Annotated in this window: 21 protein-coding genes; 9 read left to right on the top strand and 12 right to left on the bottom strand. The window is 73.5% G+C overall.

The features are described from left to right. Positions 1-103: 103 nt before the first annotated feature. The 3 genes from H9L09_RS09580 to serS are packed head-to-tail and all read right to left on the bottom strand — an operon-like array spanning position 104 to position 3,032. Positions 104-892, bottom strand: a complete 789-nt coding sequence (locus H9L09_RS09580) for an HAD family hydrolase (protein ID WP_223164280.1) — start codon at positions 890-892, stop codon at positions 104-106. 17 nt (positions 893-909) lie between these two features. Beyond that, positions 910-1,707: an HAD family hydrolase gene (locus tag H9L09_RS09575; protein ID WP_223164338.1), complete on the bottom strand. Its 798-nt coding sequence runs from the start codon at positions 1,705-1,707 to the stop codon at positions 910-912. Positions 1,708-1,721: 14 nt separating this feature from the next. Next, on the bottom strand, positions 1,722-3,032 hold the full coding sequence (gene serS / locus H9L09_RS09570; RefSeq protein WP_187580367.1) for a serine--tRNA ligase: 1,311 nt from the start codon (positions 3,030-3,032) through the stop codon (positions 1,722-1,724). 148 nt (positions 3,033-3,180) lie between these two features. On the opposite strand from serS, the gene H9L09_RS09565 reads away from it, so the two are divergent. Both H9L09_RS09565 and H9L09_RS09560 read left to right on the top strand, forming a co-directional pair. Further along, a complete protein-coding gene (locus H9L09_RS09565; protein WP_187580366.1) occupies positions 3,181-4,731 on the top strand; it encodes a bifunctional phosphatase PAP2/diacylglycerol kinase family protein in 1,551 nt (516 codons plus the stop codon). Positions 4,732-4,755: 24 nt separating this feature from the next. Beyond that, complete coding sequence (locus tag H9L09_RS09560) at positions 4,756-5,832, top strand: C45 family autoproteolytic acyltransferase/hydrolase (protein ID WP_187580365.1); 1,077 nt, start codon at positions 4,756-4,758, stop codon at positions 5,830-5,832. 28 nt (positions 5,833-5,860) lie between these two features. On the opposite strand, the gene H9L09_RS09555 is transcribed toward H9L09_RS09560, so the two are convergent. From H9L09_RS09555 to pheA, 3 genes are read right to left on the bottom strand one after another with little or no spacing between them, the layout of a single operon-like run. Then, entirely contained in the window at positions 5,861-7,612 is a 1,752-nt protein-coding gene (locus H9L09_RS09555) for a sigma factor-like helix-turn-helix DNA-binding protein (RefSeq protein WP_187580364.1), read from the bottom strand. 58 nt (positions 7,613-7,670) lie between these two features. Continuing rightward, on the bottom strand, positions 7,671-8,090 hold the full coding sequence (locus H9L09_RS09550; RefSeq protein ID WP_187580363.1) for a DUF4446 family protein: 420 nt from the start codon (positions 8,088-8,090) through the stop codon (positions 7,671-7,673). 23 nt (positions 8,091-8,113) lie between these two features. Beyond that, the gene (pheA, locus tag H9L09_RS09545) at positions 8,114-9,052 is read right to left on the bottom strand and encodes a prephenate dehydratase (protein ID WP_187580362.1); all 939 of its coding nucleotides are present in this window, start codon (positions 9,050-9,052) and stop codon (positions 8,114-8,116) included. A 61-nt stretch (positions 9,053-9,113) separates the two neighbouring features. Here pheA and larB point away from each other — a divergent pair, with 61 nt between their 5' ends. Genes larB through H9L09_RS09530 form a run of 3 tightly spaced genes read left to right on the top strand, consistent with a single transcriptional unit; the run spans position 9,114 to position 11,607 of the window. Continuing rightward, a complete protein-coding gene (larB, locus tag H9L09_RS09540; protein WP_246456396.1) occupies positions 9,114-9,809 on the top strand; it encodes a nickel pincer cofactor biosynthesis protein LarB in 696 nt (231 codons plus the stop codon). An 8-nt stretch (positions 9,810-9,817) separates the two neighbouring features. After that, a complete protein-coding gene (larC, locus tag H9L09_RS09535; RefSeq protein ID WP_246456395.1) occupies positions 9,818-11,002 on the top strand; it encodes a nickel pincer cofactor biosynthesis protein LarC in 1,185 nt (394 codons plus the stop codon). Then, positions 11,002-11,607 (top strand): TMEM165/GDT1 family protein, encoded by a 606-nt coding sequence (locus tag H9L09_RS09530; protein WP_187580359.1) that lies wholly within the window; start codon positions 11,002-11,004, stop codon positions 11,605-11,607. Before larC ends, H9L09_RS09530 begins: the two co-directional genes overlap by 1 nt. Here the strand turns inward: H9L09_RS09530 and H9L09_RS09525 are convergent. After that, positions 11,586-12,014 carry a MerR family transcriptional regulator gene (locus tag H9L09_RS09525; protein WP_187580358.1) on the bottom strand — a complete coding sequence of 143 codons (429 nt, stop codon included), beginning with the start codon at positions 12,012-12,014 and terminating at the stop codon, positions 11,586-11,588. The two genes, H9L09_RS09530 and H9L09_RS09525, sit on opposite strands and share 22 nt — an antisense overlap. 59 nt (positions 12,015-12,073) lie before the next feature. On the opposite strand from H9L09_RS09525, the gene H9L09_RS09520 reads away from it, so the two are divergent. Both H9L09_RS09520 and H9L09_RS09515 read left to right on the top strand, forming a co-directional pair. Beyond that, entirely contained in the window at positions 12,074-13,042 is a 969-nt protein-coding gene (locus H9L09_RS09520; RefSeq protein WP_187580357.1) for an NAD(P)/FAD-dependent oxidoreductase, read from the top strand. Positions 13,043-13,052: 10 nt separating this feature from the next. After that, entirely contained in the window at positions 13,053-14,288 is a 1,236-nt protein-coding gene (locus H9L09_RS09515) for an arginine deiminase (RefSeq protein WP_187580356.1), read from the top strand. A gap of 294 nt (positions 14,289-14,582) precedes the next feature. On the opposite strand, the gene H9L09_RS09510 is transcribed toward H9L09_RS09515, so the two are convergent. The 4 genes from H9L09_RS09510 to H9L09_RS09495 all read right to left on the bottom strand — a co-directional run bounded on the left by H9L09_RS09510 (position 14,583) and on the right by H9L09_RS09495 (position 18,179). After that, the gene (locus tag H9L09_RS09510) at positions 14,583-15,536 is read right to left on the bottom strand and encodes a DUF5926 family protein (RefSeq protein ID WP_187580355.1); all 954 of its coding nucleotides are present in this window, start codon (positions 15,534-15,536) and stop codon (positions 14,583-14,585) included. A gap of 48 nt (positions 15,537-15,584) precedes the next feature. After that, positions 15,585-15,998 (bottom strand): ATP-binding protein, encoded by a 414-nt coding sequence (locus tag H9L09_RS09505; RefSeq protein ID WP_187580354.1) that lies wholly within the window; start codon positions 15,996-15,998, stop codon positions 15,585-15,587. A 117-nt stretch (positions 15,999-16,115) separates the two neighbouring features. Next, positions 16,116-16,916, bottom strand: a complete 801-nt coding sequence (locus H9L09_RS09500; RefSeq protein WP_187580353.1) for a glycerophosphodiester phosphodiesterase family protein — start codon at positions 16,914-16,916, stop codon at positions 16,116-16,118. Positions 16,917-16,973: 57 nt separating this feature from the next. Next, entirely contained in the window at positions 16,974-18,179 is a 1,206-nt protein-coding gene (locus H9L09_RS09495; protein WP_187580352.1) for an ATP-binding protein, read from the bottom strand. A gap of 112 nt (positions 18,180-18,291) precedes the next feature. On the opposite strand from H9L09_RS09495, the gene H9L09_RS09490 reads away from it, so the two are divergent. Both H9L09_RS09490 and H9L09_RS09485 read left to right on the top strand, forming a co-directional pair. Beyond that, positions 18,292-19,158 (top strand): Fpg/Nei family DNA glycosylase, encoded by an 867-nt coding sequence (locus H9L09_RS09490; RefSeq protein WP_187580351.1) that lies wholly within the window; start codon positions 18,292-18,294, stop codon positions 19,156-19,158. 28 nt (positions 19,159-19,186) lie between these two features. After that, complete coding sequence (locus H9L09_RS09485; RefSeq protein WP_187580350.1) at positions 19,187-19,528, top strand: rhodanese-like domain-containing protein; 342 nt, start codon at positions 19,187-19,189, stop codon at positions 19,526-19,528. Here the strand turns inward: H9L09_RS09485 and aat are convergent. Continuing rightward, positions 19,494-20,198, bottom strand: coding sequence for a leucyl/phenylalanyl-tRNA--protein transferase (aat, locus tag H9L09_RS09480; RefSeq protein ID WP_187580349.1), 705 nt, complete (start codon positions 20,196-20,198; stop codon positions 19,494-19,496). The genes H9L09_RS09485 and aat overlap by 35 nt on opposite strands. Positions 20,199-20,248: the final 50 nt, after the last annotated feature.

Raw genomic sequence — 20,248 nt, 5'->3', positions numbered from 1 at the left:
CCCGGCCACACCGTGTGTCCTGCGCCACATCGCATGCCTGCACGCACACTGTGACGCGGATGGCCGGTTTTCGGAAGGGGGCGCGCTGCAGAACACCGGCGGGTCACAGGCCGAAGAGCTGCTCCAGCACGTGGGCGACGCCGTCCTCGTCGTGGGCGGGTGCGGTCCGGTCCGCCAGGGCCAGCACCGAGGAGTGGGCGTTCGCCATGGCGTACGACGTGCCCGCCCACTCCAGCATCGGCAGGTCGTTGGGCATGTCCCCGAAGGCGACCACCTCGTCGGCGGCCACCCCGAGCTCGCGGCACAGCACCGCCAGCGTGGACGCCTTGGTCACCCCGGCGGCACTCATCTCGACCAGCGCGCCGGCCGAGGACCAGGTGGTGGTGACGAGCTCCCCGACGAGCTCCTCGGTGGCCGCCCAGAACTTCTCGGGGTCGTGCTCCTCGTGGCGGGCCAGCAGCTTGACCGTCCGCTCGTCGAAGACCTGCTCCAGCGGTCCGACGTCGACCCCCGCGGGGACCGGGTACCGCTCCATGAAGTGCGGCTCCTTGGCGAAGCCGTCGGTGCGCTCCAGGGCGAACGCGGCACCGGGCAGGCCCTCCCGCAGCCGGCGCGCGACCTCGAGACCGACGCCGACGGGGATCGGCCTCGCGGTCCGGACCTCGTGCCGCGCGACGTCGTACACGATCCCGCCGTTGGAGCAGATCGCCAGCCCGTGGTCGCCCACGTGCGCCCACAGCTCGTCCATCCACCGCATCGGCCGGCCGGTCACGAAGACCACCGCCACGCCCTGCTCCTCGACCGCGGAGAGCGCCGCGCGGGTGCGCGCGGTCACGGTGCCGTCGGTGTGCAGCAGCGTGCCGTCGAGGTCGGTCGCCACCAGCTTCAGCACGTTCCTCAGCCCCGGTCTCAGAACCAGCGGGCCAGCTCGACGGCCACCCCGTCGTCCTCGACGGTCTCGGTGACGTCGTCGGCGGCCTCCTGGACCTCCAGCGGCGCCTGCCCCATCGCCACGCCGCGCCCGGCCCAGCGCAGCATCTCCACGTCGTTGCGGCCGTCACCGATCGCGAGCACGTCGGCCTGGTCGACGTCGAGGCGTGCCGCGACCTCGCGCAGCGCCGACGCCTTGGAGACCCCCTCGGGGGACAGGTCCAGCCACGCCGTCCAGCCGATGAAGTAGTTGGTGCCGTGCAGCCCGAGCTTCTCGGCGATCTCGACGAACTCCTCCTCCGAGGAGTGCGGGTCCCGGATGATCACGCGGGTGACCGGGTCGGCGACCAGCTTCTCGACCGGCTCGATGGTCAGCTCGCCGGTGATCTCCCCGTCGGGGAAGGGCCGGTTCAGCCGGTAGCCGATCCCGACCTCCTCGACCGCGACCGCGGCGTTCGGGATCTCCTGGAGCAGCCGCTCGACGAGCTCGCGGGCGTCGAAGGTGATGGTGGAGAGGATCTCCATCGGCGGGTAGGAGAAGACCACCGACCCGTTGCTGGCCACGGTGAGCACCTGCTGCTCGTCCCGCGGCAGACCGAGCTGCTCCCAGACCTGGGTGATGCCGAAGGCGGAGCGACCGGTCGAGAGCACGATGTGCGCGCCGGCGTCGACCGCGCGCTGGATCGCCTCGAACACCGGTCGGCTGATCTTCTCCTCGACCGCGCCGGTCGCGCGGACGTTGGCGTAGAGGGTGCCGTCGATGTCGAGCGCGACCAGCCGGGGCGTGAAGCTCACCGGCCGGTCCCGGCGCCGGGCACGGGTTCGAGGGTCTCGCGGCCCTGGAGGTAGGGCCGCAGCGCCTCGGGGACGCGGACCGAGCCGTCGGCCTGCTGGTGGGTCTCCAGGATCGCCACGATCGTGCGCGGGATCGCGACCAGCGTGCCGTTGAGGGTGGCCACGTGCTTGACCGCGGTCCCGCCGTCGGCGCCCTCGGGGAAGCGGGCCCGGACGTCGAGCCGGCGGGCCTGGAAGTCGGTGCAGTTCGACGTCGAGGTCAGCTCGCGGTACTTGCCCTGCGTGGGGATCCACGCCTCGCAGTCGAACTTGCGCTGCGCGGACAGGCCGAGGTCGCCGGCGGCGGTGTCGATGACCCGGTAGGCCAGCTCCAGCTTGCCGAGCCACTCCTTCTCCCAGCCGAGCAGCCGCTGGTGCTCTGCCTCGGCCTCCTCCAGCGTGGTGTAGGAGAACATCTCCACCTTGTCGAACCAGTGCACCCGGATGATGCCGCGGGTGTCCTTGCCGTAGGAGCCGGCCTCCTTGCGGAAGCACGGGCTGAACGCGGCGTAGCGCAGCGGCAGCGACCTGCCGTCGAGGATCTCGTCGGAGTGGTACGCCGCCAGCGGCACCTCGGAGGTGCCGACCAGGTAGAGCTCCTCGCCGTCGATCCGGTAGACGTCGTCGGCCGCCTGGCCGAGGAAGCCGGTGCCCTCCATCGCCCGCGGCTTGACCAGCGTCGGCGGGATCATCGTGGTGAAGCCGGCGCCGCGGGCCTGGTCCATCGCCATGTTGACCAGCGCGAGCTCGAGGTCGGCGCCGACCCCGGTCAGGTAGTAGAACCGGGCACCGGAGACCTTGGCGCCGCGGTCGATGTCGATGGCGCCGAGCAGCCGGCCGAGCTCGACGTGGTCGCGCGGCTCGAAGCCCTCGGCCGTGAAGTCGCGCGGGGTGCCGACGTGCTCGAGCACCACGTAGTCGTCCTCGCCGCCGGCGGGCGCCTCCTCGGCGGCCGGGTTCGGGATCGCCAGCATCGCCGAGCGGAACGCCTCCTCGGCCTCCCCCTGCGCCGCCTCGGCCTTCTTGACCTCCGCCGAGAGCGTCTTGGTGCGGGTCAGCAGCTCCTGCCTCTCCTCGGCCCCGGCCCGCGGGATCCGGGCGCCGAGCTGCTTCTGCTCCGCGCGGAGCCGCTCGTACTCCACGATCGCCGTGCGGCGCCGCTCGTCGGCGGACAGCGCGTCGTCGACCACCTCGGGCGAGAGTCCGCGCTTGGCCTGGGCTAGGCGGATACGGTCGGGGTCGTCGCGGAGGAGTCGAGGGTCGATCACGCCTCCAGCCTAACGAGAGCGTCCTGTGGCGCTGGTCTCCGCCCGGACTACCTGTGCCGCGGCCGGGCACGGCGCGGTGGTCATACTGGGTCGTTCGTCCCCCGCAGCCAGGAGCCTCCGTGTCCTTCGCCCCCGTGCCCGGCGCCTGATGGCGATCTGGGCGGTGATCAGCGCCGTCGTGGTGCTGGTGCTGTGCCTGCTCGTGCGGACGGACCTGACCCAGCTCGACCAGGTCGACGGCGGGGTCGGCAGGGAGGTCTACACCTGGAGCGTCTCCCAGCACTGGCTGCTGCACTTCCTGCTCTTCGTGCAGACAGCGTTCGGCACGATCGCCATGACGGCGTACACGGTCGTCGCGGCCGCGATGCTCGCGCTGCGCAAGCACCGCCGGGCGGCGATCTGGACGGTCGTGGTGATGAGCGGCGCCTCGCTGACCACCACGGTGCTGAAGCAGACCTTCGGCCGGACCCGCCCGGTCTGGGAGGACCCGGTCCAGACCCTGAGCTCGTTCTCGTTCCCGAGCGGGCACTCCTCGGGGATCGCCTCCGCCGCCGGCGTCGCGATTCTGCTGGCGTCGCTGCTGGTGCGTCGTCGCAGCCAGCGCCGCGCGATCATCGGCCTCGCCCTCGCGCTGGTCGTGCTGGTCGGCTCCGACCGGCTGCTGCTCGGCGTGCACAACCTCTCCGACGTCGTCGCCGGCTACGGCGTCGGCGTCTTCTGGGTGCTCGCCGCCGCGCTGGTCTTCGATCCCGCACCGCGGGCCCGCCCCAAGGAGACCTTCGCCGGGCCGCTGCCCCGGACCCGCAAGCTCGCGGTCATCCTCAACCCGATCAAGGTCGAGGACGTCGACGCGTTCAAGGCGCTGGTCGAGCGGATGGCCGCCGAGTCCGGCTGGACCGCGCCGACCTGGCACCTGACCACGGTGGCGGACCCGGGCCGCTCGATGGCCGAGCAGGCCGCGATCGACGGGGCCGAGCTGGTCCTGGTCTGCGGCGGCGACGGCACCGTGCGCACCGTGTGCGCGGAGCTGGCCGGCACCGGCATCCCGGTCGGCGTGGTGCCCGCCGGCACCGGCAACCTGCTGGCCCGCAACCTCGACATCCCGCTCTACCTCAACGCCGCGATCGACGTCGGCCTCAACGGTCAGGACCGGGCGATCGACCTGGTGGCGATCTCCGGTGACGGCATCGGCCCCGACGAGCACTTCCTGGTGATGGCCGGGATGGGCTTCGACGCGGCGATCATGGAGGGCGCCAACGAGCAGATCAAGGCCAAGGTCGGCTGGCTGGCCTACATCGTGTCCGGGCTGCGCAACATCATGTTCCAGCCCGTCCGGGTGGAGATCTCCCTGGACGGCGGCCCGTGGACCAAGCACCGGGCGCGCACCGTCGTGGTGGGCAACGTGGGCTACCTGCAGGCCGGGATGCCGCTGCTCCCCGACGCCGCCATCGACGACGGGATCCTCGACGTGGTGATCCTGCACCCGCGGCGCTTCCTGTCCTGGATCCCGCTCGCGGTGCGCATCCTCAGCAAGGGAAAGCGCACCGACGACACCGTGAACCGGATGACCGGCCGCAAGGTCTCCGTCCGGGCCGCCACCGACACCCCGCGCCAGCTCGACGGCGACCCGATCGGCGCCGGCCGCGAGCTGAACGCCGAGGTCCGGCACGGCCGGCTGCTCGTCCGCGTGCCGCACTGAGCCCGCTCCGATTACGGTGGGGGCATGCCCGCCCCTGTGACCTTCACCTCCTCCGTGCTCGAGCCCTACGACCGGGGCGCCGAGCTCGGCGAGCACTTCCGTGCCGAGATCGCCGCCACGGTCGCCGCCTACCGTCGGCTGTTCGCCGCGCGGGCCGGCTCCCGCACCTTCGACGTCGACCTGTGGGCGGGCCGGGCCTGGGAGAGCATCCTCGACCTCGCGCCACTGCACGCCGAGGAGATCGCGGGGATCGCCGCCGGCGCCGGTCGACCGGTGCACGAGATCGCCGCGATCAACGCCCGCACCGAGCTGCTGGTCGCGGCCAACCCGACGGGGATCTCCGAGTGCTCGTCGGTGGTCTCGCTGCCCGAGGGGCGCGCGCCGTTCGCGGTGCAGACCTGGGACTGGTACCACGCGATGTCCGACGGCTGGTTCCACTGGCGGATCCCGCACCCGGACGGCCGGGTCGTGGAGACCGTCACCGAGTTCGGGATGCTCGGCAAGATCGGGGTCAACGGGTACGGCGTCGGCGTGATGCTCAACATGCTGCACCACGCCCACGACGCCGCCCGGGTCGCCGAGGGCACGATCGGCTACCCGGTGCACCTGCTCAGCCGGCGGATCCTCGACGAGGCGCAGTCCTTCGACGACGCCTGGAAGATCGCCCAGGCGCCGACCTCCGCGTCCACCTCGCTGACCGTCCTCGACGCCGAGGGGACCGCCGCCACCATCGAGCTCTTCCCAGGCGGCCCGGGGCGGCTCGACCCCAGCGACGGCCTGCTGGTGCGCACCAACCACTTCGTCTCCCCCGAGGGCGAGGCCGGCTGCCTCGCCGCGACCCTCGGCACGGGGAGCGCCACCCGGCGCGCCAAGCTCGAGCAGGCGTTCGCCGCCGGCCCGCCCGCCTCGCCCGAGCAGGTGGTGACGGCGATGACCGACCACGACCTCACCGAGGACGGCGCCGGAGCGATCTGCGCGCACCCGGACCGGGACACGGACCCGGTGCTCTGGCACCGGACGCTGGCCACCGTCGCCCTCGACGTCGCCGGCTCCCGCCTGGACGTCCGGCCCGACGGGCCCTGCGGGCACCGCGACTCCTGACCGACCCGCCCGGCCGGTCGCACCTGGATCAGCAGGGCTCGGGGAGGTAGCCCCGGCCGGCCCGGAGGCACTGGTCGTCCAGCGGGCGGGCGACCAGCGAGCCGGCCCTGACGCGCCACTCGAAGCCGTCGACGCGACGGACCCCGGGGCTCACCAGGGCCGCCTTCGTGAAGGTCACCAGCCGGCCCGGAGAGGCGGCCCAGCGGTAGACCCGGCCGTCGTGGACCCCGTACCCGAGCTCCGGCTGCTTCGGTTCGAGCAGCAGCACCAGCCGGTGGTCGAGGAGCCCGAACAGCGACAGCGACAGCGAGTCGCCGGCGGCCTGGCTGACCAGCACCTGCTGGCGTTCGTCGTGGCCGAGCGAGAGCGGGTTCAGCAGCATCGGCCGTCCGCCCGCCGGGCCCTCCGCCGCGACGCTGCCGCCGCCGGAGAGCGCGGCCCGGACCCGGTAGCCGGCGATCGAGTGCTGGATCTGCGCCGCGGTGAAGGAGAGGCGGACGTCGTCGGGGAGCCCGTCACCGTCGAGGTCGGCGGTGGTCTCCTGGCTCTCCTCCTCCGGGATCACCCCGCACTCCACCGGCATCGGGTCCTCGACGCTGAGGCAGCGCTGCTGCCGCGGCCCGGGCAGCAGGGCGTCCCCCCGCACCCGCCACGCCCAGAACGCGACCGTGTCCGCCCCGTCGGGGGCGCTCGGCTGGAGCGCCCAGGTGTAGAGCCGGCCGTCCTGGAGGGTGAACTGGTTGCCCGGTGACTCCGAGTCCCAGCCGTGGACCCGCTCGGTCACCGCCGGCGTGTCCAGGCGGGTGAGCCGGCCGTCGACGTAGCGGAAGAACTCCGGGAGCCGTGCGGTGCTCTGCGACACCTTGAGCGCGACCTCGGCGGAGTAGTCGTCGTCGAGGTCGGCCCCGCCCAGGATGGTGGGCGCGTGCAGGGCGAGACCCTGGTGGGTCACTGTGGGACCGTCGAAGACCGCGACCCTCAGCAGGTACGTGTGCGCGGCCAGGTCGAAGCTGACGCTGACCAGGTCGGGGTCGCCGTCGCCGTCGACGTCCATCCGGACGGCTCCCGGCGGGTCCGCGGGGGGCGGCTTGTCCTCGGCCCCGGTGAGGAACGGAGCGGCGACGACGGCCGCTGCGGCGGTGGCGCCGGCCATGAGCGCGACGAGGCGCCGGTTGCGCCGGGCCGGCTCGGGCACCTCGAACGGCCGCAGGTCCTCGAGAGCGACCGCCTCGGCCCGGGCGGCGAACACGGACCCCAGCCGGTCCTCGAGGGAGGGATCCGCCGCCGCTCCCTCCTCGCGCGCGCTGAAGCCTCCGGACGTGCCGGACGCCCCGGACGCTGCGAGCGCTTCCAGCGCGCGCCGGGTCCTCGACCTGGTGGTCGTGGCGCTGGTCCCGAGCGCGTCGGCGGTCTGGAGCTCCGAGAGCCGGCACCAGTAGCGCAGCACCAGCACCTCCCGCTGCCGGGCCGGCAGCCGCCGCACGGCCTCGATGAGGTTCCGGGGCTTCTCGTCCGGTCGCGCTCGCTGGTCGTCCCGGACCGCGCGGCGGGAGCGGAGCACCAGCGCGGACCGCAGCCGGTCGAGCGCCTCGTCGGGGTCGTGGACGCCGTGGCGGCGGGCGAGGAAGGCGGCGAAGGTGTCCCGGACCAGGTCCTCCGCGGCGTCCTGGTCGCCGACGAGCAGCGACGCGGTCCGGACGAGGCCGAGACGGTGGGCGGCGTACAGGCGGACCGCGTCCTCCGTGGTCCAACCGCCCTGTGCCACCCAGTCGTCGGTCACGACTTCATTGTGCCCAGGTGCCCGGCAGCGGTCCGGGGCTCGTCGGATCGTCCCGCTCTCAGGCGGTGCGGGCGAACTTGATCGCTTCCTGCTCCTCCGGGGAGAGCGGCTGGTCGCAGGACCAGTCGGTGATGTTCTTCGCGTAGGTGCGGGCGTCGCTGCGGCCGTGGATCGAGGTCAGCACCACCCCGTCGCCGGCGTCGTCGAGCAGCGCCAGCGACCAGGACAGGTGGCCGCCCATGTCGCCGAAGGCGTCGTAGCGCACCACCGCGAGGTGCCGCAGCGCGTCGGAGACCTCGGTGCGGAGGGCGTGCACCTCGGCGCGCAGTCCTTGGACGTCGACCGGCAGCTCGCCGGCGCGACGGGCGGTGCGCCGGTTCGAGCCGGTGCGGCGCAGCGCGAGCAGGGCGAGCACCAGCGCGGTCGCGGCGAGCAGCACGCCGAGGACGGCGAGCACGGCCAGCAGGGTCTCATTCATCGGCGCCGACTCTAGGGTGCCGCTCAGCTTCCGTGGCGGAGGCGCGCGAGCCAGGCGGCGGCGTCGAGGAACTCCCGGTCCGAGGTGCCCGGGCGGATCGTCGGCGCGATGCCGTCGTGCCGCTCGTAGGAGCCGAGGAACCGGACGTCGGCGCAGACCCGGCGCAGCCCCATCAGCGCCTCGCCGACCCGGGCGTCGTCGACGTGCCCCTCGCAGTCGACGGAGAAGCAGTAGTTGCCGAGCGCGGCCCCGGTGGGCCGCGACTCGATCCGGGTCATGTTCACCCCGCGCATCGCGAGCTGCTCGAGGATCTCCATCAGGGCCCCCGGGTGGTCCTCGCGCATGAAGGCCACCAGGGAGGTCTTGTCCGCACCGGTCGGCGGCGGCGGCGGCCCGGGGCGCGAGACCAGCACGAACCGGGTCAGCGCGTCGGGGTTGTCGGCGATCCCGGTGGCCAGGGTGGCCAGCCGGTAGTGCTCGGCCGCCACCGGCGCCGAGATCGCGGCGTCCCACTCCCGGTCCTCGCGGGTCAGCATGAAGGCGGCCTGCGCCGTCGAGGAGGTGTGCACCACCTCGGCCCGCGGCAGGTGCAGCGCCACCCAGCGCCTGGTCTGGGCGGCCGCGTGCGGGTGGGTCGCCACCCGTCGTACGTCGTCGGCGGAGGTCCCGGGCCGGGCCAGCAGGCTGAATGCGATCGGCACCGTCATCTCGCGGGTGATCATCAGCGGCTCGCCGGTGGCCAGCTCGTCCAGGGTGACCGGGACCGACCCCTCGACCGAGTTCTCGATCGGCACCACCGCGCCGTCGGCCTCGCCGCCGCGGACCGCGTCGAGGGCGAGCGTCACCGTGGAGCAGGGCTGCAGGTCCGCCTTGGCGGCCGCGGGGAGGGTGCGCAGCGCCTGCTCGGTGAAGGTGCCCTCCGGGCCGAGGTAGGCGTAGCGGGCGGGCGGGACTCCGGGCATGGCGCCCACCCTAGTGACCTCCCCGGCCGGCCACGCGGGCGCCGGAGATAGATTCGCTCGCGTGAGCGACCACATCGACGACCTCGGCTACGCGCGCCTGGACACCGGCCGCGCGGCGCGGACGGGCGACCCCGAGGTCGTCTACGGCGCCGGCAAGACACCGGCGCAGGTCGTCGAGATCCTCACCCGGCTGCACGCCGCGCACCCGGACCGGGCGGTGCTCGCCACCCGGCTGTCCGCGGCGTCCCGCGAGGCCGTGCTGGCGCAGCTGCCCGACGCGGTCCTCGACGAGGTCGCCGGCGCGGCCACGCTGGGCCCGCTGCCGCCGTCGCGGGGGCTGGTCACCATCGTCTCCGCCGGCACCTCCGACGCCCCGGTCGCCGCCGAGGCGGCGCTGACCGCGCGGGTCTACGGCGCCGGGGTGCACCGGGTCAACGACGTCGGGGTGGCCGGCCTGCACCGGGTGCTCGCCGCCCGCGACGACCTCGCCCGGGCCGACTGCCTGGTGGTGGTGGCCGGCATGGAGGGCGCGCTGCCCAGCGTGGTCGGCGGGCTCACCGGCGTACCCCTCGTGGCCGTGCCCACCAGCGTCGGCTACGGCGCCTCCTTCGGCGGGCTGGCGGCCCTGCTCGGGATGCTGAACTCCTGCGCCCCCGGGGTCACGGTCGTGAACATCGACAACGGCTACGGCGCCGGCGTGTTCGCCGCCCGGGTGGCCCGCAACGCCCGCCCGCACGAGCCCGGGGACCGGGAGTGATCGGCTGGGTGGACGCGTCCTCGGGGGCCAGCGGCGACATGCTGCTCGGTGCCCTGGTCGGCGCGGGTGTCCCGCTGGAGGTGCTGTCCGCAGCGGTCACGGCGGTCGCGCCCGAGGCGGTCGGGCTGCGCACCGAGACCGTCGTCCGCGGCGCTCTCGCGGCGACCCGCTGCCACGTCGACGTCGCCGACAGCCACACCCACCGGACCTGGCGCGACGTCGCCGCGCTGCTGGCCGCGGCGCCGCTCGCCGACGAGGTCAGGGACAGCGCGCACGCCACCTTCGAGCGCCTGGCCGTCGCCGAGGCCGCCGTGCACGGGACCACCCCCGAGGAGGTGCACTTCCACGAGGTGGGCGCCCTCGACGCGATCGCCGACGTGGTCGGGGTCTGCGCCGGCCTGCACCACCTCGGGCTCTCTGCGCTGGTGGTCTCGCCGGTGGCCGTCGGCTCCGGGCGGGTCCGCGGCGCGCACGGCGACCTGCCGGTCCCGCCGCCGGCGGTGGTCGAGCTGCTGCGCGGCGCCCCGTCGTACGCCGGACCGGCCGGAGCGCCGCAGATGGAGCTGTGCACGCCCACCGGGGCCGCCCTGCTGGTCAGCCACGCCACCTCGTTCGGGGCGCAGCCGATGATGGCGGTCGCCACGGTCGGGGTGGGCGCCGGCGGTCGCGACCCGGAGGGGCACGCGAACGTCGTACGTCTCCTGGTCGGGGAGCCGGTCGGCTCCGTCCCCGCCGCGGCGGGACCCGGCGGCAGCGGCGGCGCGGTGGTGCTGGAGACCAACGTCGACGACCTCGACCCGCGGCTGTGGCCCGACGTGATCGCGGCGCTGCTCGAGGCCGGCGCCAGCGACGCCTGGCTGACCCCGATCCTGATGAAGAAGGGCCGGCCCGCGCACACGCTGCACGTGCTGGCTGCACCGGACCGGGTCGACGCCGCGCGCGCCGCCGTGTTCCGGCAGACCTCGACGATCGGCGTCCGTGAGGTGCCGGTCGGCAAGACCGCGCTGGACCGGGAGACCCGGACCGTCGCCGTCGCCGGCCACCAGATCACCGTGAAGCTCGCCCTGCTCGACGGCCGGGTCGTCAACGCCCAGCCCGAGTACGTCGACGTGGCCCACGTCGCGGCCCGCACCCACCGACCGATCAAGGACGTGCTCGCCGAGGCGGTCGCGGCCACCCAGGAGCTGCTGTAGTGGACCTCGCCGTCGCCGCCCTCGCCTTCGGGACGATCTTCCTCGTCGAGCTGCCCGACAAGACCTTCATCGCCGCGCTGGTGCTCTCCACCCGCTACCGGCCGCTCGCGGTCTGGATCGGCGTCGGCCTGGCGTTCCTGGTGCAGACCATCGTCGCGGTCACCGCGGGGGCCCTGGCCACCCTGCTGCCGGACCTGCTGATCAAGAGCGTCGCGCTGGTGATCTTCCTCGCCGGCGCGTTCGTGCTGTTCCGCACCGCCCCCGGCGCCGACGCGGAGGAGAAGGAGCAGGAGCAGGAGTACGCCGCCCGGGCCAGCGAGCCGAAGAACTTCCTGCGGGCCGCGGTCGCCTCGTTCTTGGTGCTCTTCGCCGCCGAGTGGGGCGACCTGTCGCAGCTGCTGACCATCAGCCTGGTCGCGAAGTACCACGACCACGTCAGCGTCTTCGTCGGCGCCTGGGCCGCGCTGCTCACCGTCTCGGGGCTCGCGGTGCTGATGGGACGGGTGCTGCTGCGCTACATGAAGCTCTCGCTGCTGCACTACATCGGCGCGGGGGTCTGCCTGCTGCTGGCCGCGTTCACGCTCTACGAGATCGTCGCCGGCTGACCCTCGATCAGGTCCTGCACCGAGCGGGCGAAGTTCGGGCAGGTCGCGATGTCGTGGGCTCGGCACCGCAGGGCGTGCAACGTCATCTCGCGGGACAGCTCCATCTCGGCCATCCGCCGGTCGAGCTCGGCGACGTGCGCCTCGAGGACCTGGTGCCGGCCATGCGCGTCGCCGTGCAGGAGCGCCCGGATCTGCTCCAGCGACATCCCGGCGGACTTGCTGCGCAGGATCGCCGCGACCCGCACGAGCTCGTCGGGGCCGTAGCGGCGGCGGCCGGCCCCGTCGCGGGCCGGGGCGAGGAGGCCGACGTCCTCCCAGTGCCGTAGGACGTGCGTGGCGAGTCCGAAGCGACCTGCGAGCTCACCGACGGACCAGGTCGGGGTGACGGATCGAGCACTTGACTTCATGTCGACATGAAGTCAGATCCTCGTGCCATGGACAAGTCGACGCCCCAGGAGGCACGGTCATGGACACTCAGACGTACGACGCGGTGGTGCTAGGCGGAGGGCCGGCCGGGCTGCAGGCGGCGCTCTCGATCGGCCGGATGCACCGTTCGGTGCTCGTCCTCGACTCCGGCCGCTACCGCAACGACCCGGCCGCCCACATGCACAACGTCCTCGGCCACGACGGTCAGCCGCCGGCCGCGTTCCGGGCGCAGGCCCGGGCCGACCTGGCCGGCTACGACACCGTCGAGGTGCGCGCCGCCCGGGTCACCGCCGTCGCACCCGACGACTCCGGCTTCCGCGTGAACGTCGCCGACGGCGCGGAGGTCAGGGGTCGGCGGGTGCTGATCGCCACGGGGCTGCGCGACACCCTGCCCGACGTGCCCGGGCTCGCGGAGCTCTGGGGTGACGTCGTCGCGCACTGCCCGTTCTGCCACGGCCACGAGCTGACCGGCTCGCCGGTGGGAATCCTCGCGGCGACGCCGCACGCAGCGGTGCTGGCCGGGATGCTCGCGCCGATCGCGTCGTCGCTCACCGTGCTCACCGACGGCGCCGCTCCGGACCCGGTGGTCGCCACCCAGCTCGCGAGCCTGGGAGCCACCGTGGTGACCTCGCGCGTGGTCGGGGTGCGCGAGAGCTCCCCCGGCGCTCGCGTGGAGCTCGTCACCGGGGACGCCGTCGACGTCGCCGGTCTGTTCGTCGCGCCGGTGCTGTCACAGGCCGCCCCGTTCGCCGAGCAGCTGGGCCTGGACCTGCTGCCGTCCGGCTGCGTGTCGGTCGACGATCTGGGCCGCACCAGCCGTCCGGGCGTCTACGCCGCGGGGGATGCGGCCCACCGGCCGTCCCTGCCGATGCCGATGGCCGCCGTACTGTCGGCCGCCGCGGCGGGCCAGGTCGCCGGCTCGGCGATCGTGCACGACCAGGTCTCCGAGGAGCTGCCGACACCACCGCCGTCGCCGCCGGCCGGCCCGGGGAGCGGCGCGACGGTCTAGGGTTCGCCTCATGGAGAACCAGCGAGCACCGCACGGCGCCGACAGCGAGGTCGGCCGGCTGCGGACGGTGATGCTGCACCGCCCCGGCCCGGAGCTGAAGCGGCTCACGCCGCGCAACAACGACAAGCTGCTCTTCGACGGCATCCCTTGGGTGGGCCGCGCGCAGGACGAGCACGACGCCTTCGCGCAGGCGCTGCGCGACCGCGACGTCGAGGTGCTCTACCTCGTCGAGCTGCTCACCGAGACGCTGCAGAGCGAGACCGCCCGGGAGCACGCGATCACCGGGGCGATGTCCAGCCTGCACCTCGGCGACACGCTGCGCGGCTACCTCACCTCCGCGCTGCACGACCAGTCGCCCGAGGAGCTGGCCTCGTTCCTCACCGCCGGAGTCCGCAACGACGAGGTCCGCGGCGGTCACGGCCTGGTCACCAGCCTGCTGCACAGCGACGACTTCCTGATCGACCCGCTGCCGAACCTGCTCTTCACCCGCGACTCCAGCGTCTGGGTGCGGGACCGGGTGGCGATCACCTCCCTGGCGATGCCGGCCCGGGAGCGGGAGACCCAGCTCACCGAGCTGATCTACACCGAGCACCCGCGGTTCGCCGGCACCCCGACGCTGCACGGCTGGCAGCGCGAGCACGTCGAGGGCGGCGACGTCCTGCTGCTGGCTCCCGGCGTCATCGCCGTCGGCGTCGGCGAGCGCACCACCCCGGCCGGCGCGGAGCGGCTGGCCCGCCAGGTGTTCGCCGCCGGCCTGGCCGAGACGGTGCTCGCCGTACCCATCGCGCAGGAGCGCGCCACCATGCACCTGGACACCGTGTGCACGATGGTCGACGTCGACAAGATCGTGATGTACCCCAACATCGCCGACAACCTCCAGGCGTACGCCGTCACCTGCCGCGAGCGCACCGGCGACGGGGACGCCGACCTCGTGCTGGAGGTGGCTCGCGCCGAGCCGTTCCTGGTCGCGGCCGCGAAGGCGATGAGCATCGACACGCTGCACCAGATCGACACCGGGCTCGACCCGGTCACCGCCGAGCGGGAGCAGTGGGACGACGGCAACAACACCCTGGCGCTCTCGCCCCGGGTGGCGGTCGCCTACGAGCGCAACATCGAGACCAACAGCCGCCTCGAGGAGGCCGGCATCGAGGTCGTCGCGATCGCCGGCTCCGAGCTCGGCTCCGGTCGCGGCGGCCCGCGCTGCATGTCCTGCCCGGTGTCCCGCGAGTCGCTGGCGACCGGCTGACCCCCGGTGGACCCGGTGGAAGCCGGGTTGACCCACAGGAAACACGAAGCCCCGGTTGCCGCTCTGCTCGAGCGGGGACCGGGGCTGGCCCTGTTTACCTGCAGGGCTCAGGACATGAAAAAGCCCGGCCGTTGCTGACGGGGGATACAACAACGACCGGGCAGTGATAAATCTACGGTCGGTTGACCTTTTGATCAACTCCCGGCCCCAAAAAAGGCCGGATCCCCGTCATCTGGTGCCGCTGGTCTAGTCCTGTCCGGACCGGTCGGGCACCGGTGCGGCCGGGGCCGCGGCTCAGCGGATCGTCAGCTGCCGGTTCGCCAGGCCGTTGCGGGCCGAGCGCTCCTGCGTGCTCAGCGCCGACCCGTCCGCGAGGGCTGCCTCGAGGTCGGCAGCGAACCGGACCGCCGGCTCCTCCAGCACCTCGGCACCGGTCCCGACGGGCAGGTCCCAGACCGGAGCCAGCAGGCCGTGCGCCCGGAACATGCCGACGAACCGCGAGCCCTCGACCAGGTCGTCCTTGCCGGCGGCGTGCAGGCGCGCCAGTGCGGTCAGCAGCTGGTCCTCGTCGTGCGGCATCACCCAGCGCAGGTGCTCCTTGGAGCCCATCCGGGTCCAGTACGCCGCCTGCACCGACTGCAGCCGGGCGCTCGGGTTCGCGGCGGCGTTGGCCGCCTCCAGCGACGCGTGCACGGACCCGGTCGGGTCGTCCACGTCGGCCACCCACCAGTCGAAGCCGTCGTGCACGCTCACCTCGAGGGGCTGCTCGGCGAGCAGGTCCTGCAGCCGCGGACCCTCTCCGGGCGGGTCGGTCAGGCCGACGACCTCGCCGGCGTCGGCGGCGAGTGCCTTCTCCAGCACGGCTGCGAGGTCACGGCTGGGATCGCCGAAGCCGTGCTGCACCTGGAGGCCCAGCCAGATCGTGCCGTCCTGCCGGACCAGGGCGGGGGCCGCCATCGGCAGCAGCGAGCAGAGGACGACGGTGCGGTCGCCGTCGCGCAGCGTCAGCGGGGCCGTCGCGGAGGGCACGAACTCGCGCAGCGCGATCACGTCGGTCTCGCCCGGCAGGCCCTCGAAGGGCCGGGACACGAAGAGCGGCGGCGGGCCGTCGACACTGCCGTGGCAGGCCTTGAACCGCCGTCCCGACCCACAGGGGCAGGGCTGGCGCGGTCCGACCTCGCCGGCTGTCCCGGTGCGCTCGCTCGGGTCGGTGCGGTGCTCAGGCCTGGTGCGCGACTTCTTTCCCATGGGGTGGGAGCCTACTGAGCGCTGCCGGCCCCGGGCGCGCCGGGGCGCTCAGAGCTCGAGGATCGCGTGCACCGTGGAGCGGGCCTGCTTCTTGTCGGCCCACCAGGTGACGGCGAGGCTCTCCACGATGGCCATGCCGCGGCCGGCCAGCGCTCCGGCCGGCGCGTGCACGGTGCGCGGCCGGGTGCCGCTGCCGCCGTCGGTGACCGAGATCAGCAGGCCGCGCTTCTCCACCTGCCAGCTGACCAGGATGTCGCCGTCGGGCAGCGGCTGCGCGTGGCGCACGGAGTTGCCGACGAGCTCGGAGATCACGATGCGGGCGTCGTCGACGCTTCGCGTCGAGCAGCCGGCCTCCTGCAGCCAGTCCTTCAGCTTGTGACGGGCGACGGCGACCGAGGACGCGGCGAAGGGGACGCGCAGCTGGACAGGCGCGCGCCCGGCTCGCAGCGAGCTCGTACTCACCCGACCCCCAGGGAACGTCGATGACATGTCGGAGGCGATGCTGCCCAACCCCCCGGCCGGGCAAACCAGAACGCCAGGGTAGCGGAACCGATGACCGTGCGGTGAGACCGACATCACTCAGCGGGCGCCGCCGAGGTGCGCGAGCGCCATCGCCGGCCGGTCGGTGATCACGGCCTCCACGCCGAGCTCGCGGCACAGGTCGAGGTCGGCCTCGGTGTTGACCGTCCAGACGTGCATCCGCCGACCGGTGCGGGCCATCCGCCGGCCCACCCGGGGGTTGTCGCGGAGGAAGCCGATGCCGGGGCCGGCGATGAAGTCGAGGTCGGCCGACTGGCGGGCCCGCAGCCAGGCGTGCTGCTGGTCGAGGAGGAAGACGGTCTCGATCGCGGGCGCGAGCTTCTTGACCCGGGTCAGCGCCAGCCAGGAGAAGCTCATCACCCGCGCCGGCGAGTCGGGACCCACCCAGTCGAACTCCTCCAGCAGCTCGACCAGCCGTCGCTCGACGAGGCCGGCGTACCGGGTCGGGTGCTTGGTCTCGATCGCGAGGTCGACCGGCCGGTCGTAGTCGCGGACCGTCTCCAGCAGCTGGCGCATGGTGAGCACGCGGCGGGTCCGCTCGTCGACCTCGGGCGCCTCGTCGTCGAGGTCGGCCCAGGGGTTCTTCCAGGACGCGAAGTCGAGCTGGTCGAGCTGGGCCAGCGCCATCGTCGACACCACACCCTCGGTGTTGGTGACCCGGTCCACGCGGCGGTCGTGCACGCAGACCAGGTGTCCGTCGGCGGTCAGCCGGACGTCGCACTCGAGGGCGTCGGCACCCTCGTCGAGCGCCTTCACGTAGGCGCCGAAGGTGTGCTCCGCCGTCGAGGCGCTGGACCCTCGATGGGCGACCACCTGCGGGCGGCCGACGACGCGGTGCATGGAGCCATCGTGACATTGCGGCTGCCGTCGCCGTGGGACCCCGGGGCAAAGTCCTGCTCAGGTGCGTTGGGCGCGCAGGAACTTGCCGAAGTGCGGGACCGTGAACGCCACGGTGCCGCGCTCGGAGGAGTAGACCAGGCCCTTCTTGATCAGGCCGTCGCGGGCCGGCGACAGGCTCTGCGGCTTGCGGCCCAGCGCGCCGGCGATGTCCGCGGTGGTCACCGCGCCGTCGTCGTTGTCGGCGCCGAGGTCGGCCATCGTGCGCATGTAGTCGCGCTCGGCCGGCGTCGCCCGGTCGTAGCGGGCGCCGAAGAAGCCCACCGCCAGCTCGCGCTCGGCCTCCGGGGCGGCCACCTGCACGTCGACCACCCGGATCGGGGAGGCGACGGCGGCGTCCCAGGTGACCTTGCCGTAGGCCTGCACGAAGTAGGGGTAGCCGTCGGTGAGGCGGTAGAGCTCGTCGAGGGCGTCCGGCTCGTAGTCGACCTCCTCGGTGCCGGCCGGCACGAGCAGCGCCCGGTCGGCCATCAGCCGCGGGAGCCGGTCCACGACGACGTACCGGAAGAGCCGCTCGGCGTAGGACTTGCTGGTGGCGAGCGCCACCGGGAGGTGCGGCAGACCGGCGCCGACCACGACGAGGGGAGCGCCCTGCTGGCTGATCTCGTGGCAGGCGCCGCACAACGCGGCGAGCTCGGCGGTGGAGATGTCCTGCATCTCGTCGATGAAGATGCCCACCCCGACGCCGAGGTCGCGGGCGAGGTCCGCGACGTCGGTGAACAGCTCGATCATGTCCAGCTCCAGGTCGCCGGAGTCGGCGCGACCCCGGGTGGCCGGCACGTCGGCGCCGATCGAGGTGGCCGGTTGCCAGCGCACGCCCTTGCGGTCCTCGAGCGTGGTGCGCAGCGCGAACGCCTTCAGCACGCCGGCGACCGCGTCCACCCGGTCCGGGTCGCGGTGCCGGTGGCCGAGCTCGCGGACGGCGGCGTGCACCGCCTGGGCGAGCGGCAGCCGCAGCGACTGCTCGGGGCGGGCCTCGAGCTTGCCGGTCCCCCACGCCCGCTTGACGGCCTGGCTGCGCAGCGCGTTGAGCAGCACGGTCTTGCCGACGCCGCGCAGCCCGGAGAGCACCATCGACCGCTCCGGGCGGCCGGCCGCCACCCGCTCGAGGGTCACCTCGAACTGCTGGAGCTCGCGGTCACGGCCGGCCAGCTCGGGAGGCCGTTGGCCGGCGCCGGGCGCGTAGGGGTTGCGTACGGGGTCCACGATCGCACTGTATCGATCTCTCTAGCGTTCACCGTAGATTTCGCTAGCGAGCCGTATCGACGTGTCGCGAGTATCCGCCCGGAGCGGCCACGGGTGCTCCTAGACTGGCGCGGTGCCCGAGCTGCCAGAGGTGGAGGGGCTCGCGCTGGACCTCGCGGGCCGACTGACCGACCGCGCGATCGTGCGCGTCGACCTGGCCGCGTTCAGCGCGCTCAAGACCTTCGACCCGCCGCTCTCGGCCTTGTCCGGGGCGCTCGTGGAGTCGGTGACCCGGCACGGCAAGTTCCTCGACATCAACGCCGCCGGCCTGCACCTGGTCCTGCACCTCTCCCGAGCCGGGTGGGTGCGCTGGCGCGACGAGGTGCCAGCCCTGCCGCCCCGACCGAGCAACAAGTCCCCGTTCGCCGCCCGGGTCGTGCTCGACGACGGCTCCGGCCTCGACATCACCGAGGCCGGCACGCGCAAGCGGCTGGCGATCTACGTCGTCCGCGACCCGCTCGAGGTGCCCGGCATCGCCACCCTCGGGCCGGACCCGTTGGAGGACGCCTTCACCATCGACGTGCTGGGGCGGATCCTGGAGGACGCCGGCCGCTCGCAGATCAAGGGGGTGCTGCGCCACCAGGGCACGATCGCCGGGATCGGCAACGCCTACTCCGACGAGCTGCTGCACGCCGCCCGGCTCTCCCCGTTCAAGCCGTCGAACAGCCTCACCGACGAGGAGCTGCAGACCCTCTTCGACGCGATCAAGCAGGTCCTCGGCGAGGCCGTCGCGCGCTCGCGGGGGCTGCACGCGGCCGACCTCAAGGGCGAGAAGAAGAGCCACCTGTCGGTCCACGGCCGCGCCGGCCAGCCGTGCCCCGTCTGCGGGGACACCGTGCGCGAGGTGTCGTTCGCGGACTCCTCGCTGCAGTACTGCCCCACCTGCCAGACCGGCGGCAAGCTGCTGGCCGACCGCCGGATGTCCAGGCTGCTCAAGTGAGCCGCCGGCGCGCCGGTAGCGTGACCGCATGAACTACGGGCCGATCCCCACTGTCAGCGTCGGCGACGTCCCCGACCCGCTGCCGCAGGACCTCACCGTCCTCGACGTGCGCGAAGAGATCGAGTGGCGCCACGGCCACATCGAGGGCGCCCTGCACATCCCGCTGCACGAGCTGCCCGGCCGCCTCGACGAGCTGCCCGAGGGCCAGACCCTGGTGGTGTGCAAGGTCGGCGGCCGGTCCGCCCAGGCGGTGGCCTACCTCGGCAGCGGTGGGCACGACGTGGTGAACCTCGCCGGCGGCATGCTCGACTGGGCGGCCGCGTCCCGACCGATGGTCACCGAGACCGGGGGGACTCCGCAGGTCGTGTGAACGCGGCCGGCAGCGGCACCGGCAGCGCGGTGCGCAGCAAACGCAGGTACCTCCTGCGCGGCACCGTGACGACTCCCAGCGACGCCAGGTGCGGTGTCTGCCACTGCACGTCGAGCAGCCGGTCGGCGGCGTGCTCGTCGCGCAGCAGCTCGACCAGCCCCACCAGGGCCACCTTGGAGGCGTCGCGGACCCGGTGGAACATCGACTCTCCCGCGAACAGGCCGCCGATCGCGACGCCGTACAACCCGCCGACCAGCTCACCGTCCTGCCACGCCTCCACCGAGTGCGCCCAGCCCAGCTCGTGCAGCCGCAGGTACGCCGCGGCGATGTCCTCGTCGATCCAGCCGCCCTCCCGGCCCGGGTCGCCGCAGGCGCTCACCACCTCGCTGAACGCGGTGTCCACCCGGATCTCCATGCGGCGCACCGCCTGCCGCAGCGACCGCGAGACCCGCAGCGCCTCCAGCGGCAGCACGCCCCTCTCGAGCGGTGACCACCACAGCACCCCGTCGACACCCTCGCCGGGCATCGGGAACAGGCCGCCGCGGTAGGCCGCCAGCAGCGTGCCCGGCTCCAGGTCCGCGCCCATCGCGACCAGGTCATCGGGTTCCACGGTCGCCGGATCGGGAAAGACCCAGGGGGACGGAGGCGGTTCGTGGGGCACGCGAGTCATTCTGCCCACTTTGCCGTACGTCGTTAGGGTCCGAGGAAGAGGACGTCGGC

Source organism: Nocardioides mesophilus (assembly GCF_014395785.1).
In the GTDB taxonomy this organism is placed as follows: Bacteria; Actinomycetota; Actinomycetes; order Propionibacteriales; family Nocardioidaceae; genus Nocardioides_B; species Nocardioides_B mesophilus.
This window is presented reverse-complemented; position numbering and strand designations above follow the sequence as displayed.